Source organism: Yersinia mollaretii ATCC 43969, assembly GCF_013282725.1.
GTDB lineage: Bacteria > Pseudomonadota > Gammaproteobacteria > Enterobacterales > Enterobacteriaceae > Yersinia > Yersinia mollaretii.
Genome location: NZ_CP054043.1, coordinates 3,085,818 through 3,102,380, shown reverse-complemented (window position 1 = coordinate 3,102,380; position 16,563 = coordinate 3,085,818). Strand labels below are relative to the sequence as shown.

Sequence of the window (16,563 nt, the reverse complement as noted above, 5' to 3'; positions counted from 1 at the left end):
TTCGACGATCAACGCGAGCTAAACGCAAAATAAGATAAGTTGCGGCAGCGAAGGCGGCCGCAGACAAAGACTTAACGCAGATCCAACAGCGCATTAAACAGCGTTGAGGCCGTTTGAATCACTTGCGCATTCGCCAAATAATATTGTTGGAAGCGCTGTAAATCACCGTACTCTTCATCCAGATTGACGCCTGAAATAGACTGCTGCTCGGCGGTCAACTGCTTAACAATATTGGCTTGCGCCGCACTGTTGGTTTTCGCGGTATTGGTCTGGTTACCGACATTACTGACTAACCCAGCATAAGCCCCAGAGAGGGTCGCTTTGCTGTCCACCAGTTTCTTAGTTTGCAGATCCAATAACGCTTTGGCGTTGACGTTATCACTTGCGCCACCATCCGCTGTCCCAGCGGCGGCAATTTTACTGGAGTCTGTCACGGCAACTTGCAGATTAGCCGCCACATTCGACACCGTTTTCACCAAAAACTTATCTTTGCTTTGTGCGCCACCCGTGCCGTTATCAATGCTGACGTCGAGACCGTCGAAGCTCAAGCCAGTGGTGTCACCATTGACATCTTTCACCGGATTCGCCGGGACTTTGGTGTTATCCGACAGGCGAGTCACCTGCCAATCGGTGCCATCAAATTCCACACTGTAGTCGCTGGCTTTGACTTTCGAGGTGTCGGTATACTTTACCGTCAAGCTAGCATCACCCTGATTATTCGAGTTTTTCAGCACATTGGGCTGAGCAAAACTAAAGAAGTCATCGCCCGGATCACCATTGATATCAAAGCCGGCTTTATGCTGGGTGTTAAAGCTATCTGCCATCGCCAAGGCCAGTTGGCCTAATTGATTGCGGGCGCTATCCAGTGCTTCACTGCGGAATTTCAAGGTGCCGCCGAGGCTACCGGTCGCCAGACGGCTTTCGTCCACTTCCATCACGTCGCCACTGCCATATTTGTAGCCAATGGCTAAGCGTGTGGCATCACTGCTAGACGCGATCGCTTCAATTTTGTGAGAGCTTGAGCCTTGCACCAGTGGCAGACCGTTAGCAAACGCGACGTTATAGGCATCACCATCTTGCTGAGTGACGGTCACACCGACAATCTGATTCAGTTCAGTCACCAGTTGGTCGCGCTGATCGAGCAAGGCGTTAGGTTCGCTGCCACTGCTGCCGCGCAGGCGGGTGATTTGATCATTGAGCTTGGCTATCTGCTCGGAATAGTTATTAATCTTGGTCACGCTTTCGGTGATCTTCTGGTTGACGCCGGTATCCATATCACGCAGATACTTATCCGCATTCTGGAACTGGTTCACCAGCCCTTCTGCCTTGCCCAATACCGTTTTACGCGCCGCATCATCACCGGCGTTGCTCACCAAGTTTTGCAGGTTACTAAAGAAGTCCTGCATGGTGACGGAGAGGTTATTGGAGGAGTTGGAGAGCAAATTATCGATTTGCGAGATTTGCTGATAGTAGGTAGTCAACCCGCTGCTTTGCGTCTGTGAAGAACGCAATTGGTTGGTAATAAAGGAGTTATACTCACGGTTGACACCGGTCACGGTCACGCCATTACCAATAAAGCCTGCGGGGCTTAAGGTGCCACCATTTTGCGCAAAGATAGCGTTCTGGCGGTTATAGCCCGCCACCTGAAAATTGGTGATGTTATTACTGACGGTGCTCAGGGCATATTGCGCGGCGCTCAGGCCACTCATCGCAGTATTCATTAAACTATTGGACATGAAGAGATCCTTTTACCGCAGGCGATTCACATCATGCACCTGCATTTATTAATATGGGGATACTGCCTGAGGAGATCGACGCCCCCGCACAGCTTGTAATGATTATCGGCCCGACATTGAGAAACTTGAGTGAAAATATCGAGCATTATTGTGAGTAAAACCAAGGAATAAAGCCGCGCACGTTACGGTGAGAACAGGCAGATCGTAAAGACGCCGTCAATCCATCCTTGGAGGCTCGTGCCGCGCCATCCTTGGCGCGGACGCTTTACTCTTCTGCCTATCCTCACCTCATTGATACCGGTGATGCTGGCAACCGAACACAGCCAGATCACAACCTATCCAATAGGCGTTATTGGCGCAGACAGTTTGGGTGCGGCCAGCGCGCAAGAACCGGAGCGTACACGTAGTACGTGAGGATTCTGAGCACTGCCCAATCCCAAAATGGCAAGCAAAATAGCCTACTCACAATCCAATAGGCGTTATTGGCGCAGACAGTTTGGGTGCGGCCAGCGCGCAAGAACCGGAGCGTACACGTAGTACGTGAGGATTCTGAGCACTGCCCAATCCCAAAATGGCAAGCAAAATAGCCTATTTTTAGAAGAGCTGGCTTAGGTCGCTGCTGTAGGCTTTCACCGCCTGCTCCCCGGCGCTCCTCATCTGCTGAATCACACTCACCAACTTCTGCGCATATTGCGGGTCGGTCGCATAACCCGCTTGTTGCAGGGCATGTGCGCCCTGTTCAGGGCTTTGTGCCGCAGCAACATGGGCGTAGCGCGGATTTTGGGTCAGCAATTTCACATAATCACTGACCGCCTCGACATACGAACCATAGACTCGGAAACGGGCTTTGGTTTTGGTCGCCACCCCCTGCTCATATTCAGTGGTGGTGATTTCACTGACCGGGCCATCCCAGTTGCTGCCCGCTTTGATACCAAAGACGTTGAAGCTGCTCTTGCCGTCAGCAGTTGGGATCTCACGTTGACCCCAGCCGGACTCCAGTGCGGCTTGCGCCATAATCAACTGATGAGGAATCCCACTCTGCTGGCTGGCAATTTGTGCTGGAATCGACATCCGCGCCACAAAGTTACCGGGGCCTTGCGGCAGTGACACGCCACTGTTAGCCGGGGGCGTCGGCATAGCACGGCGCACCATCTGAGCCAGTGCCTGTGCGGGTAATGTCTGCAACACTTCATTATCCAGCATCATCGGCACAGTGCCCGCAGTTTCACTTGGCGAGGTGGAACCTGAAAGCTGCTTCACCATCATGTCGGCCAGACCTAACCCCTTGACCGACATCTGCTGAGCAATCTGCTGGTCATACATCGAGGTATAAAGTCGGGTCTGATCACTGTTCATCACCCCATCTTGCGGCAAGGCAGAGCGCATACTTTTCAGCATCATCTGCACAAACATCCCCTCCACCTGCTGGGCTACCTTTTTCAGGTTGCCCTCGGGGTCTCTGGCCGCATCACGTTTTAACGCATTCAGTGATTGGGTGTCATAGGCGGCCCCGAACATCTCATTGGCGGAGCCGGACATCGCCATCAAATCGCTCATCAGATAATTTCCAATTTAGCCCGTAGACAGCCGGCACTTTGCATCGCCTGCAAGATAGACATCAAGTCGATTGGGGTGGCCCCCAGTGAGTTCAAGGCGCGTACCACATTGTTCAGATTCGGGCTGGCATTGACGCGCTGTAACACGCCACCTTGCTGCTGAACAGAGATCTGGGTGTTCGGTGTCACGACCGTCTGCCCCCCGCCGAACGGGGTATCCGGCTGGCTGACGGTGTTTTGCTTATCGACCACCACCGACAGATTCCCTTGCGCCACCGCACAGGAGTCCAGCACCACATTGCGGTTCATCACCACCGAACCGGTGCGGGAGTTGATAATCACTTTGGCATCTCCGGCATCGACATTCACCGGGATATTCTGGATATCCGCCAAGAAACGGACCTGAGAACTGTTACCGCGCGGCACGAGAACCTGAATGGTGCGCGCATCAATTGCAGTGGCTGAGCCAAAACCGCGCTGGCGATTGATAGCGTCACTGACCTGCTGCGCCATGGTGAAATCTTCAGTATTCAATTGCAGATTAATCACGCCATCGGAGCCAAAGGTGGTCGGCAGTTCACGTTCGATAGTGGCACCGCCGCTGATGCGCCCGCCAGTCAATTGATTCACCTGCACACTGCTGCCACCGGATGAAGCCCCAGCACCACCGACCAGCACGTTACCTTGTGCCAAGGCGTAAACCTGATTATCCACCCCTTTTAGCGGGGTCATCAGCAAGGTGCCGCCACGAATACTTTTGGCATTACCCATGGAGGAGACCACCACGTCGATGGTCTGTCCGGCGCGGGAGAATGCCGGTAACTTCGCGGTCACCATCACCGCAGCCACGTTTTTGAGCTGCATGTTGGTGCCCGGTGGGACGGTAATCCCCAACTGCGACAACATGTTGCTCAGACTTTGCGTGGTGAAGGGGGTCTGCATGGTCTGGTCACCGGAGCCATCCAGCCCCACCACCAGTCCATAACCGATCAACGCGTTATCACGCACTCCCTGAACGGTCACCAAATCGCGGATACGCTCTGCTTGCGCGGGCATCCACACCAGCGAGAACAGCGTAATAATAAGTGTGACAAGTGACGGTTTACGCATCTTAGGGCCTCTTAGTACGGCGAGATATTAAGGAAGAACCGCTGCAACCAGCCCATGGTTTGCGCTTCATTGATATAACCATTGCCCACATACTCGATGCGCGCATCCGCCACCTGAGTCGAGGTCACGGTATTGCTGCCGCTGATGGTGCGTGGGTTGACGACCCCAGAGAAGCGGATAAATTCGGTTCCCTGATTGATGGCGATCTGCTTCTCACCTACCACATGCAAGTTGCCGTTTGCCAACACGCGATCAACAGTCACGGTGATGGTGCCACTGAAGGTGTTATTGGCATTCGCCCCACCCTTGCCACCAAAGGTGTTGTCGCCAGAAATATCCATGTCGGCACGGGCATTGCCCAGCAACCCTTCCAGATAGCGAGGAGCCGTCGCCACACCGAATTTGCTTGAGCCATTACGGCTGGCATTGGCGGAGGAGCTTTTACTGGCGCTGACATTTTCCTGCAAGGTAATGGTCAGCGTGTCACCGACGTTACGTGGACGGCGGTCTTCGAATAGTGGCTGATAACCATAGTTCATCGGCTGAGCGGCTTGGAAAATAGAGCCATTCGGTAGTGGCGCACTGGCCGGGGCCGGCTGTGCAGATGTCGTGCCATCCACCAGTGATTTATGCGGAATATACGCGCAGCCATTGAGTAGCATGGCCGTCAATGGCATGCAGACCCATTTCACTCCACCTGATTTACGCAGCGGCTTTTTGTCCATCTCTGATTATCAGTCCTGTAACCTGTTAGCGGCTGGCAAGGTCAGCCCCCAATACTCATTATTCTGCGGCCATCAGGGGGCGCTATCGCCCCCCGAGGCGGATTTACAGCTGGGTCAGTTTTTGCAACATCTGGTCGGAAGTTGAAACCGCTTTACTGTTGATTTCATAGGCGCGTTGCGTCTGGATCATGTTGACCAACTCTTCCGCCACATTGACGTTAGAGGTTTCAACATAGCCCTGATACAGCAAGCCACCGCCGTTCAGTCCGGGGGTGGTTTCATTCGGCGCGCCGGAGCTGGCGGTCTCCTGATACAAGTTCTCACCAATGCTTTCCAAGCCACTGTTGTTAATGAAGGTGGTCAATGTCAGTTGCCCCACTTGCTGGGTGGCGGTTTGCCCTTGCAAGGTGACACTGACTATCCCGTCACGGCCCACGGTCATGCTCAGGGCATTCGCAGGGACGGTGATGGCGGGCTGCACTTGAAAACCGCCGGAAGTGACCAACTGGCCGTTCTGGTCAACTTGGAAAGAGCCGTCGCGAGTGTAAGCATTGGTGCCATCAGGCATCTGCACCTGAAAGAACCCCTCACCTTTGATGGCGATATCTTTGGTGTTATCGGTCTTGGAAAGGTTGCCTTGACTGTGCAAGCGCTCAGTCGCCACCGGACGAACCCCCGTACCAATCTGTAAACCTGACGGCAAGGTGGTCTGTTCGGAGGATTGCGCCCCCGGTTGACGCATGGTTTGGTAGAGCAAATCTTCAAATACCGCACGTTGGCGTTTAAAGCCATTGGTGCTGACGTTCGCCAAGTTGTTGGCGATGACGTCCATGTTGGTTTGCTGGGCATCCAAACCGGTTTTGGCAATCCAGAGTGATCGGATCATCAGTTTATTCCTCTGCGCCTGCGCGCTTAGCTCATTGCTAACAGCTGATTAGCGCGCTGTTCGTTTTCATCCACACTGTGGATAATTTTCATCTGCATTTCGAAACTGCGGGCATTGGCAATCATGTCGGTCATGGCTTCCACCGCTTTCACGTTACTGCCTTCCAGCACGCCCGGCATGATTTTAATCAGCGGATCATTGGCCAACTGCGCACCTCGTGCCTGTTGTGCCGCAGGGGTCAGATGGAACAAACCATCATCGCCGTGCATCACTTCACCCGCGGTTGCCCGAACCCGCTTGATCTGGCCGAGCTGCGCAATGGTATTGGGTGAGTCACCGGCATTCAGCGCCGAGATGGTGCCATCCGCCGCAATGGTGACCGCAGCTTGCGGGGGCACTTCGATCGGGCCGTTGTCACCCATTAATGGGTAACCCTGCACCGTCATTTGGCCGTTAGCCGCAACTTGGATATTCCCGTTGCGGGTGTAGGCTTCAGTGCCATCGGGCAGTTGTACCGCCAGATAACCATCTTGCTGCAAAGCCACATCCAGCGGGCGACCGCTGAAATTGATGGTCCCTTGGCTGATATCCACGCCGGGGGTCGATGCCACCACCATGGTGCGGGTTGCCATGCTCGGCCCGTCGATAGGCACGGCGCGCATGGCAGACAACTGCGCGCGGAACCCCGGCGTAGAGGCGTTCGCCAGATTGTTCGCCGTGACCGCCTGTTGATCCAGCGACTGTCGAGCAGCGCCCATCGCGGTATATATTGCGTGATCCATGAGCTTATCCCGTCAGTTCGATTAGCGCAGGTTGACCAGAGTTTGTAAGATCTGATCCTGAGTTTTGATGGTCTGCGCGTTAGACTGATAGTTACGCTGAGCCACAATCATGTTCACCAGCTCTTTACTCAAATCCACGTTTGAAGACTCCAGCGCGCCACTGGTCAAGGTGCCGAAACCGCCACCGCCAGCCGTGCCCAGCATCGGGTTACCGGAGGCGCGAGTCTCTTTCCACACGTTATCGCCTTCCGATGACAGCCCCTCTGGGTTAGCAAAGTTCGCCATCACGATTTGGCCGAGTAACTGAGTTTGCGAGTTAGAGTAGGTGCCGACCACTGAGCCATCATTGTTGATCTGGAAGCCCGTGAACTCACCGGCGGCATAGCCGGTTTGATTTTGCGAAACAATGCTGTCAGTCCCGGTGTTCTGCTGCTTAGTCCCCGCCACACTCAGCGCGAATGGCCCGGCGGTTGCGCCGTTAACGATGCCCATCGGGATGGTCAGAGTGAAATCCGTGGTGCTAGGTGGATTCGCGCCATTGGTCACGCTGCTCAGTGCGCCATTGGTATCAAACTGCATGGAACCCCGCAGTAAGGGGGCCGTTTGTGCTGGATTGGCGCTGCTATCACGGGTGTAGACATCCCAAGAGTTACCCGTCGTGGAACTTTCCGTGCGTTTAACATAGAACACATTGATCTCATGGCGGTTACCCAAGGTATCGTAGGTGGTCATGTTGTTGACGAAGCTGTAAGTGGCTGGCTTATCGGGATCAAATGCCGGGGTCGCCGGAACAATGTCGTGAGTGGAGGTCAAGTTCGCCACCATCGAACCCGAGTCGGTGGCTCTGGCTGAGATCATATCCTGCGGAATCGACAGCGGAATCGGGTTTGCGCCCTGCTGGATGGTCGGTGGCGTACCGGTTGCCGGATAGCCGGTCAGGCTCAGACCCTGCATGTTGACGATATTGCGGTCAGCATCCAGCTTAAATTGCCCGTTACGCGCATAGAAGATGCCGCCGCTGCTGTCTTGCATACGGAAGAAGCCGTTCTGGCTGATCGCCAAATCCAGACGACGGTTGGTGGTGGTGGCTGTACCGTCGTTAAAGTCCTGAGTAATCCCCGCAACTTTAACGCCCATCCCGGTCTGAGAACCGGCAAACATATCGGCAAAAGAAACTGAGCCGGCTTTAAAACCTGACGTCGCCGAGTTGGCGATATTGTTACCGATCACATCCAGATTGCTGGATGCTGCGTTCAAACCGCTGACTGCTTGAGAAAAGCCCATTTTCTTCTCCGTTAAATTCGGGGTCCGTTACAGACCTTGCGCTTTGATGACATATCAAAGGCTGCTTTTAAAATTGAGGGTGAGTCAGTTCGAATCCATGGCCCACCGTCGTATTGGTTTTGCTACTGTTTGCGACCTATCACTGAACTACAAAATCTGACGCACTTTATCCATGGTGATGGTGCCCGCCAGACCGAGATCCAATTTGGCACCATCACTGCCACGGGTGACCCCATTGACCACCGCATAACTCAATGGCGTGGTCATCAGTGATGAGCCTCCATTGCTGGCGGTGATCGCCACGGTGTAAGCGCCATCCGGTGCATTGCCACCGGTATCCAATGAGCCATCCCACGTGAAGGCGTGGACCCCTGCGGTCAAGCTACCTATCTCAATGGTCCGCATCACCTGACCATTCTTATCGCTGATGACTGCGGTCACTTTGTCAGCTGCGCGGTCCAGCTCGACCCCAAATGGGGTAGTGGTGACAACGCCATCTTTGCTGCCCGCCAACACATTAGTGCCGGGAATCATCACCCCGTGACCAATCAAGCTACTGGCTTGCAGGGATTGGCTGCTGTCGATTTGACCGGAAATAGAACCCAGTGTGGTATTCAGTTTTTCAATGCCACTCACGGTGTTGATCTGCGCCAATTGCGTGGTCAACTCGTTGTTTTGCATTGGGTTGGTCGGGTCCTGATTTTTTAACTGCGCAACCAACAACGTCAGGAAACTGTTTTGCAGATCCTGACTGGTACTGCCACTGGCGGCGGTAGAGTTGGTGCCGCTGGTGCTGTTAATACCGTAATCGCTATCCGTCAGGGAGTTGGTAATGGCCATGTATGCAGGCTCCTGTTATTGACCCAGTGTCAGCGTCTTGAGCATCAGAGATTTAGTGGTATTCAGCACTTCAACATTGGCCTGATAGCTGCGCGAAGCCGAAATGGTGTTGACCATCTCGCCCGTCACATCCACGTTAGGCATACGGACATAACCCTTGGCGTCGGCCAGCGGGTTACCCGGTTGAAACACCAAACGGTCCGGTGCGGGGTCATCGACCACTTGTGATACACGCACGCCCCCGGTCTCTTGCCCCGGTTGGGCTGCCACCTGAAAAACCACCTGCTTAGCGCGGTATGGCTGACCATCCGGGCCAGTCACACTGTCGGCGTTCGCCATGTTACTGGCGCTGACGTTCAGCCGTTGCGACTGCGCTGATAATGCTGAACCGGCAATATCAAAAATATTCAGTAAAGACATGCGTCTTATCCTTGTTGTAACACTGACAACATCCCTTTGATCTGACTGCTAATCACAGTCAAATCAGTCTGATATTTCAGGCTGTTATCGGCAAAATTGGTACGTTCACGGTCCATATCCACTGTGTTGCCATCCATTGATGGCTGGTCCGGCACGCGGAATAACAGATCAAGATCAGGGGGTTGAACCGTGCTTGCCGGGATATGACGGGCTGACGTTAAACTGAGCGACACCCCTGTACCGCTAGCACGTCCTTGCTCCATCACTTTTTGCAGTTGGCTGGAGAAATCGATATCACGTGCCTGAAAGCCAGGTGTATCCGCATTCGCAATGTTGGACGACAGGATCTCCTGTCGTTGAGCGCGCAAGTTCAGCGCCTCTTGTTGAAAACGCAGAGCACCGTCCAGTTTGTCGAGCATAGTCCCCCCGCAAGGTTAGAATTTGGAGTCGACAGCATAAACGTCGCATAGGGAAGCCTATCGTCAGAATAAGGGCAAAATGCGTCGCTATTTATCCCCTTAACCTGAGAAAGGGACGGGTACACTAGAGCGCAGAAGTAGACTGTGGGTTTAAAAGGCCGGGTCTGGTTTACTCAATGGCAGCGCTGGAGAAAGAAGTGATGGCAATAAAAAGAGATGACGCCAAAACATTAGCTTTGGGGCTACTGCTGGTGAGTCAGCTATTTGCCCATCAGGCGGTAGCCGCAGATTTATCCGCGCAGGTAAATCAATTCTTCCAGCAGCAATATCCTGACAAAGAGAGTCAGGTTAACGTCATTATCAAAACGCCGCAGAGCCAGTGGCCACAGTGCGAGATGCCGGAAATCACCTTGCCGACCCATGCCCGCCCTTGGGGGAATATCAGCTTGTCGGTACGCTGCGAGGGTGTGCGCCGCTTTATCCAGACGCAAGTTCAGGTGAGTGGGCGCTATGCTGTGGCGAGCCGTCAACTGGCGGCGGGGGCGAAAATCACGGCGCAGGATGTTGAGATGAAGCAAGGCCGATTGGATACCCTGCCACCCGGTGCCTTGCTGGAGCCACAGTTTGCGCAAGGTTCGGTCAGTTTGCGGCAAATCAACGCCGGGCAACCCTTGACCCGCAATATGCTGCGCCGTCTGTGGATTATCAAGTCGGGGCAAGATGTGCAGGTGCTGGCGCAGGGGGATGGGTTTAATGTGAACAGTAATGGTAAAGCGATGAACAATGCGGCCATTCAAGATAGCGTCCGTGTGCGCATGCCATCAGGCCAAATCGTCAGCGGTGTGGTGGCCGACGATGGGACTATTCGCATTATGTTATAGTGATTAAAGTTTTTTTAACCTTTGCCGATAACTCTAATATGCAGTTATTTGCGGGTAACACAGTGACAATCCCGCCATCGAATAGCGGGTCGATAAACGTCAATCCCGCTCTAAAGGGAGCAACACAACATGAGTATTGAACGCACTCAACCGCTATCACCAGCAACAAAAGTGCAGGCACGGGAAATCAGTGACATTGCGCAGCAGTCGCGTAAGCCTTCTGCCCAAACAAAAACAGCAGTGAGTGGTACAGAGGTTAAATTGAGTGATGCGCAGGCAAAACTGATGCAACCGGGCAGTCAGGATATCAATGTGGAACGTGTAGAAACGTTAAAACAGGCTATCCGTTCAGGTCAACTGACCATGGACACCGGCAAAATTGCCGATGCTTTGCTGAAAAATGTCGCGGATGACTTAAAGAACAGCTAGTCATAACGCGCGTCGTCGCTCGATTGTTCGCCGTAAAAATCAGCATTAATCGTAAAAGGAAAAGCAGTGGTGGAGAGATTACAGATCAATCTGGACCAGCAATTGGAGCTTTTAGAGTCACTGACGACAGTTGTCGCGCAAGAGCAGCAACTACTCTGCTCCGGCCGGATTCAAGGCATTGTGCTGCAAGGGGTGACTGAACAAAAAAGCTCAATACTGGCGACGCTGGCTTATCTGGATCAAACCCGACTCACCGCTGAAACTGCGGCCAAGATTCACTCGCCCTACAGCAGCAATCAAGTGCTCGCCGAGCGGTGGCAACGGATGTTGCAACTGGCTGAGCACCTTCAGTACAGCAACCTGCACAACGGGCTACTGCTGCAACAGCACATTGAGCATAACACTCAGGCGCTGGCAGTTCTGAATACGCGTCATGGTCAATCACTGTATGGCCCTGATGGTCAAGCCAAAGGTGCCAGCTTACTGGGCCGCAAGATCGGCGTTTAATACTAACCACGCCAAAAAGAACCTATTTGCCACAGAGATAAGCTGCCGCCCTGCGGGGTTTTTCTCTGTGCGACCCTCGGCCTCACTCTCCCATTTTCAGTCTCTATGCCATTGACTTCCAGTCCCCTCAAAAAAGGGTTTTTCCTCTTTTTTTACGGCGCGTTATTCTGCTGTGACTAAGCCCTGTTTGCTTAGTGTCGACGAGGAGCACAGAGATGAAAAAACAAAGAATCACTATGCTGTTGGGGTTGTTGTTCTGTGGCGCATTGGCACTGTCGATGGCTCAGGCAGTGCAAGCGGTTGAAATGAAAGGGGTGTATTTCCCCGAAAATTATTGTTTCACTTGCGCGCACCCCATCTGGGGTTAGCGATTATCAAGTTAGCGATAGTTGACCAGCACCTGATTGTTGATCACCTGTAGCGGCGGATTCACCCGGCCTTTACCCGCAATAAAGTAGACAAAAGTCAGTTGCGTCGCTGCGGCTTCACCGGCCAGCCCCCGACTCTGCCCACTGCCACCCTCCAAGGGCATACAGCGCGTGGGGGTACATAACTTCACCTGTAAGCCCTCTGGCGCTGCTGACATTAATTGGTAGCGCCAGCCTACCGACACAATGCGTGCATTTTCCTGCGCCAGCGCCACAGGGGATTGCAGCGGCTTGGCGGAGGTCGCCACACCGCGCGCACTCTGCGTCACACCAATATCGTCTGCCACCCAAGATCCTGATGCCAGCGCACTCAACGGCAATACACTGACCGAAAGCAAACCCACAAACATCACTCGAGCAAGACGAATTGGCATCACGCGGCTCCTATGGTCGAGGTCATACGGATCTGGCGATTATCACCAATTTCCAGATTGGACAGCACCACCATCTGCGGCAAACTGCGGCGCAAGAAGCGGGCCAACAGTGCGCGCAGAGCATGGTTCACCAGCAGCACTGGCGGTGCACCCAACATCTCTTGCCGTTGCAGCGCTTGTTTGGATTGCTCCAGCAGACGATCCGCCAGACCCGGCTCTAAACCGCCACCGCCTTGCAGCGCCTGTAGCAATAAGCGCTCCAGTGCCGCGTCCAGCCCAATCACCTGAATTTCACCCGTGCCGGGGAACCACTGCTGTGCAATGGAGCGCCCTAAGGCGACGCGCACCACGGCGGTTAACTCGTAAGGATCAGTTTGATTTGGCGCGTGCTCCGCCAGTGTCTCAATAATGGTGCGCATATCGCGGATCGAGACCCGCTCCATTAGCAGATTTTGTAGCACTTTGTGCAGTGTGGTTAAGGTCACAATACCGGGAATGAAATCTTCGGTCAGCTTCGGCATCTCTTGTGTGACGCGATCCAACAACTGCTGGGTCTCCTGACGGCCAAAGAGTTCACTGGCATATTGGCTGATCAGGTGGTTCAAGTGGGTTGCCACCACAGTACTGGCCTCAACCACGGTAAAGCCTTGAATCTGCGCCTGTTCACGTAGTGCACTCTCGATCCATACCGCCGCCAGACCAAAGGCGGGGTCATGGGTCGCCTCGCCGGGTAAGGTGCCGACCGCGTTGCCGGGGTTGATCGCCAGCCAACGGCCGGGATGGGCTTCGCCACTGCCAATCTCCACCCCTTTCATTAATATGCGATAGTTGGCGGGCGGCAGCTCCAAATTATCCCGGATATGCACCACCGGAGGCAGATAGCCCATCTCTTGGGCAAACTTTTTTCGGATGCTGCGGATTCGGCCCAACAACTCGCCATTTTGCTGGAAATCCACCATCGGAATCAGGCGATAGCCCACTTCCATCCCCAGCGGATCTTCCAACTGAACATCCGACCATGTCGCTTCAGCGGCCTGCTGTTGATCCTGCACCATCGGTGACTCTGCCACCGCCGGTTTCTCGGTTTGATTCCCTCGCAAGCGCCAAGCTAATGCCAGCAAGGCGGCGGTGAACAGCAGGAACACAAAGTTCGGCATCCCCGGCACCATGCCCAACAAGCCCAAGACGCTGGCACTGAGCACCATCACCCGTGGGTTGTTGAACAACTGGGTGACCATCTGCTGACCCACATCCTGATCGGTACTCACGCGGGTCACGATGACACCCGCCGCAGTGGAGATCACCAATGCCGGGATTTGCGCCACCAGACCATCACCGATAGTCAGCAAGGTGTAGGTTTCTGCCGCGTGGCCCACCGCCATGTCGTGCTGAAGAACCCCAACCAGTAAGCCGCCGACCACGTTAATGACCATGATCATTAAGCCGGCAACCGCATCACCGCGCACAAATTTACTGGCCCCGTCCATTGAACCGTAGAAGTCGGCCTCTTGTGTCACATCTGAACGACGTTTTTTCGCCTCATCTTCGCCAATCAAGCCCGCATTTAAGTCGGCATCAATCGCCATCTGCTTACCGGGCATCCCATCCAAAACGAAGCGCGCACCAACCTCGGCAATACGCCCCGCCCCTTTGGTGATAACCATAAAGTTGATGATAACCAAGATGATAAAGACCACGATCCCGATGGCGAAGTTACCGCCGACCAGAAAGTGACCAAAGGCTTCAACCACACGGCCAGCCGCTCCGGCCCCGGTATGACCATCCATCAGAATGATACGGGTGGAGGCGACGTTTAGGGACAACCGCAGCAAGGTTGAGAACAGCAAAATGGTCGGGAATGCCGCAAAATCCAGAGTGCGTTGGGTGAACATCGCCACCAACAACACCATGATGGAGAGCGCGATATTGAAGGTAAACAGCAAATCAAGGATGAAGGGCGGCAGTGGCAACACCATCATCGACAAGATCATCAGAATCAGGATTGGCCCGGCAAGGATTTGCCACTGCGTATCTTTAAAGTTGCCCGGTAAACGAAGCAGGGCGGCCAAATTTGCCATTAGTCAGTCTCACTCTCTGTTGCAAAATCCAGTGCTTCCGGCACTGGCAGATGTTCAGGTTTTTTCGGAATTAAGCCACCTTCCCGCTTCCAACGTTTCAGTTGGTAAACCCAGGCGAGCACTTCCGCGACCGCAGCATACAGGGTGGCGGGAATGTGTTGCCCCACCTCACTGTGCCGGAACAGTGCCCGCGCCAGCGGCGGCGCTTCTAATAAAGGAATGCGGTGTTCTGCGCCCAACTCGCGAATCCGCAGTGCCACTGCCCCCGCGCCTTTCGCCAGCACTTTGGGGGCGCTCATTTTGGATTCGTTGTACTGTAAAGCGACCGCATAGTGAGTCGGGTTAGTGACGATGACATCGGCTTTAGGCACATCCGCCATCATGCGGCGGCGGGCCATCGCCCGTTGTTGCTGTCGAATGCGCCCTTTGACATGCGGGTCACCCTCTTGATCTTTAAATTCGTCGCGTATCTCCTGCTTGGTCATACGCAACTTTTTGATATGGCTGGTTATCTGGAAAAATACGTCGAAGCCGACCATCGGGGTCAAACCTAATACCACCACCAGTCCGCAGAGAATAATCAGGTGGAGCGCATCCCCTAGCGCCGCCACTGGCGGGGCCGCAATCAGGCGCATAATGTCTGGCCAGTTATGCCAGAGGAAAATGCCGGTTACCCAGCCGACCAGTGTCGCCTTCAAAATCGCTTTCAGTAGTTCAGCCAGCGCCTGAGTGGAAAACATCCGTTTTAAGCCCGAAATTGGACTCATCCGCTGCAGATCAAATTTGATCGATTCGCCACTAAACAGCACACCGCCCAGCAGCATCGGGACCGCCAGTGCCACAATCACCAATCCGGCAAAAATCGGCAGCAAAGCTATCACGGTTTGGTGCAGCAACATGCCCAGTTGGCGCAGCATCTGCTTATCATTGGTGACCACACCGTGATCGAAATGCATCCCTTGCGCTACCATGGCGGCAAGTTGGCGCGCCATTGACTCCCCCGAAACCCACAAGATCGCCAAACCGGCCCCGAGCATCAGCATCGAGGTCAGTTCGCGCGAGCGCGGAATCTGGCCTTTTTCGCGAGCCTTCTCCAGCTTGTGGGCTGTGGGTTCCTCGCTTTTTTCCAGATCGCTATCTTCAGCCACAGTCAATATTCCTATTCAGCATGAAGTTTCCTGTCCAGCACTCAGGTTTCTGTTCAGGGTGTGCGTTCCGTATCCGGGAAGGGATAAGTGATAAAAATTGCTGCTTAGCATGACAAACATTCAGCTAGCCTATGGATGGAACAACGCAGTAATTAGTGGGTTATTTAGTGAATGAAGATGATTGGCCAGCATGAATTCGCCAATATGAGGTCTATTGGGCAGAGGAAGAGATGGGGAGGAGAAGACGATAGAGAAGAGAGATCGCAGATGAGAGACGCCCCTCATCTGCAAGCCCAATAAGGGTGATCTGTCAGCTTAGAAGCCCAAGCTGTCCAGCAGATCATCAACCTGATCTTGGTTGGCAATCACGCCAGCCCCAGTTTTGTCCATCTGCGGCCCATTGAGTAAGCTGTCAGTCGGCTTTTGCGGTTTAGACGGCATATCTGGGATGTTCTCCATCAGTACCATCAAGAGTTGCTTCTCAATCTCTTGCACCACATCCATCATGCGCTTGATCACCTGACCGGTCAGATCTTGGAAATCCTGCGCCATCATGATTTCCAACAACTGCGCGTTGGTAAATGAGGTGTGCTGTGGGACCACATCCAGATAATCACGAGTATCCGTGACCAGCGAACGCGCATCAGAAAGCTCGATGGGGTTGGCAAACCACTCATCCCAGCGAACTTTGAGCGCTTTGGCTGATGACTCCAGCTCATTCTGGCGCGGTTGTGCTGCTTCGACGCAGTTTAATGCGCGCTCAGCGGCTTGCGCGGTCATATGAACCACATAGTCCAGACGATCGCGGGCATCGGGAATGGCTTCCGCTGCCTGAGCAATCGCCTGATCCAGACCTAACTCGCGTAGGCTGTCGCGTAACATCCGCGTGAGGCTACCAATACGGCTAATAATGTCACTGGCTGATGCCGCATCTGATGCGGGCATTTGATGGTTACTCAT

Annotated in this window: 19 protein-coding genes; 5 read left to right on the top strand and 14 right to left on the bottom strand. The window is 54.0% G+C overall.

Annotated features, from left to right (window positions below; genetic code table 11):
* Window positions 1-71 precede the first annotated feature (71 nt).
* Window positions 72-1,736 (bottom strand): flagellar hook-associated protein FlgK, encoded by a 1,665-nt coding sequence (gene flgK / locus HRD69_RS13700; protein WP_032815647.1) that lies wholly within the window; start codon window positions 1,734-1,736, stop codon window positions 72-74.
* A 237-nt stretch (window positions 1,737-1,973) separates the two neighbouring features.
* Between flgK and HRD69_RS13695 the strand changes: the two genes are divergently transcribed.
* The gene (locus tag HRD69_RS13695) at window positions 1,974-2,150 is read left to right on the top strand and encodes a hypothetical protein (protein ID WP_172984618.1); all 177 of its coding nucleotides are present in this window, start codon (window positions 1,974-1,976) and stop codon (window positions 2,148-2,150) included.
* A 180-nt stretch (window positions 2,151-2,330) separates the two neighbouring features.
* On the opposite strand, the gene flgJ is transcribed toward HRD69_RS13695, so the two are convergent.
* From flgJ to flgB, 9 genes are all read right to left on the bottom strand, one after another.
* On the bottom strand, window positions 2,331-3,293 hold the full coding sequence (flgJ, locus tag HRD69_RS13690; protein ID WP_032815467.1) for a flagellar assembly peptidoglycan hydrolase FlgJ: 963 nt from the start codon (window positions 3,291-3,293) through the stop codon (window positions 2,331-2,333).
* Window positions 3,293-4,402, bottom strand: a complete 1,110-nt coding sequence (locus HRD69_RS13685) for a flagellar basal body P-ring protein FlgI (protein ID WP_004877529.1) — start codon at window positions 4,400-4,402, stop codon at window positions 3,293-3,295. The genes flgJ and HRD69_RS13685 overlap by 1 nt, the downstream gene beginning before the upstream one ends.
* Window positions 4,403-4,413: 11 nt before the next feature.
* Window positions 4,414-5,127, bottom strand: a complete 714-nt coding sequence (flgH, locus tag HRD69_RS13680) for a flagellar basal body L-ring protein FlgH (RefSeq protein ID WP_004877528.1) — start codon at window positions 5,125-5,127, stop codon at window positions 4,414-4,416.
* Window positions 5,128-5,230: 103 nt separating this feature from the next.
* The gene (gene flgG, locus HRD69_RS13675; RefSeq protein WP_004877525.1) at window positions 5,231-6,013 is read right to left on the bottom strand and encodes a flagellar basal-body rod protein FlgG; all 783 of its coding nucleotides are present in this window, start codon (window positions 6,011-6,013) and stop codon (window positions 5,231-5,233) included.
* Between the two features lie 26 nt (window positions 6,014-6,039).
* A complete protein-coding gene (locus HRD69_RS13670; protein WP_004877524.1) occupies window positions 6,040-6,795 on the bottom strand; it encodes a flagellar basal body rod protein FlgF in 756 nt (251 codons plus the stop codon).
* Between the two features lie 21 nt (window positions 6,796-6,816).
* Window positions 6,817-8,079, bottom strand: a complete 1,263-nt coding sequence (flgE, locus tag HRD69_RS13665; RefSeq protein ID WP_004877522.1) for a flagellar hook protein FlgE — start codon at window positions 8,077-8,079, stop codon at window positions 6,817-6,819.
* Between the two features lie 147 nt (window positions 8,080-8,226).
* Window positions 8,227-8,919, bottom strand: a complete 693-nt coding sequence (gene flgD / locus HRD69_RS13660; RefSeq protein WP_004877520.1) for a flagellar hook assembly protein FlgD — start codon at window positions 8,917-8,919, stop codon at window positions 8,227-8,229.
* 15 nt (window positions 8,920-8,934) lie between these two features.
* Entirely contained in the window at window positions 8,935-9,339 is a 405-nt protein-coding gene (gene flgC / locus HRD69_RS13655) for a flagellar basal body rod protein FlgC (protein WP_004877518.1), read from the bottom strand.
* A 5-nt stretch (window positions 9,340-9,344) separates the two neighbouring features.
* Window positions 9,345-9,758 carry a flagellar basal body rod protein FlgB gene (flgB, locus tag HRD69_RS13650; RefSeq protein WP_004877516.1) on the bottom strand — a complete coding sequence of 138 codons (414 nt, stop codon included), beginning with the start codon at window positions 9,756-9,758 and terminating at the stop codon, window positions 9,345-9,347.
* Between the two features lie 200 nt (window positions 9,759-9,958).
* Between flgB and flgA the strand changes: the two genes are divergently transcribed.
* From flgA to HRD69_RS13630, 4 genes are all read left to right on the top strand, one after another.
* The gene (flgA, locus tag HRD69_RS13645) at window positions 9,959-10,639 is read left to right on the top strand and encodes a flagellar basal body P-ring formation chaperone FlgA (protein WP_032815471.1); all 681 of its coding nucleotides are present in this window, start codon (window positions 9,959-9,961) and stop codon (window positions 10,637-10,639) included.
* Between the two features lie 129 nt (window positions 10,640-10,768).
* Window positions 10,769-11,068, top strand: coding sequence for a flagellar biosynthesis anti-sigma factor FlgM (gene flgM, locus HRD69_RS13640; protein WP_004877512.1), 300 nt, complete (start codon window positions 10,769-10,771; stop codon window positions 11,066-11,068).
* A gap of 66 nt (window positions 11,069-11,134) precedes the next feature.
* Window positions 11,135-11,575: a flagella synthesis protein FlgN gene (locus HRD69_RS13635; RefSeq protein ID WP_004877509.1), complete on the top strand. Its 441-nt coding sequence runs from the start codon at window positions 11,135-11,137 to the stop codon at window positions 11,573-11,575.
* A gap of 215 nt (window positions 11,576-11,790) precedes the next feature.
* A complete protein-coding gene (locus tag HRD69_RS13630; RefSeq protein WP_004877507.1) occupies window positions 11,791-11,943 on the top strand; it encodes a hypothetical protein in 153 nt (50 codons plus the stop codon).
* 11 nt (window positions 11,944-11,954) lie between these two features.
* Here HRD69_RS13630 and HRD69_RS13625 read toward each other — a convergent pair whose 3' ends face one another.
* From HRD69_RS13625 to cheZ, 4 genes are all read right to left on the bottom strand, one after another.
* Window positions 11,955-12,377 carry a flagellar protein FlhE gene (locus HRD69_RS13625; protein ID WP_032815465.1) on the bottom strand — a complete coding sequence of 141 codons (423 nt, stop codon included), beginning with the start codon at window positions 12,375-12,377 and terminating at the stop codon, window positions 11,955-11,957.
* Window positions 12,377-14,455, bottom strand: coding sequence for a flagellar biosynthesis protein FlhA (gene flhA / locus HRD69_RS13620; protein ID WP_004877503.1), 2,079 nt, complete (start codon window positions 14,453-14,455; stop codon window positions 12,377-12,379). Before flhA ends, HRD69_RS13625 begins: the two co-directional genes overlap by 1 nt.
* The gene (flhB, locus tag HRD69_RS13615; RefSeq protein ID WP_032815464.1) at window positions 14,455-15,603 is read right to left on the bottom strand and encodes a flagellar biosynthesis protein FlhB; all 1,149 of its coding nucleotides are present in this window, start codon (window positions 15,601-15,603) and stop codon (window positions 14,455-14,457) included. Before flhB ends, flhA begins: the two co-directional genes overlap by 1 nt.
* A 315-nt stretch (window positions 15,604-15,918) precedes the next feature.
* The gene (cheZ, locus tag HRD69_RS13610) at window positions 15,919-16,563 is read right to left on the bottom strand and encodes a protein phosphatase CheZ (RefSeq protein WP_032815463.1); all 645 of its coding nucleotides are present in this window, start codon (window positions 16,561-16,563) and stop codon (window positions 15,919-15,921) included.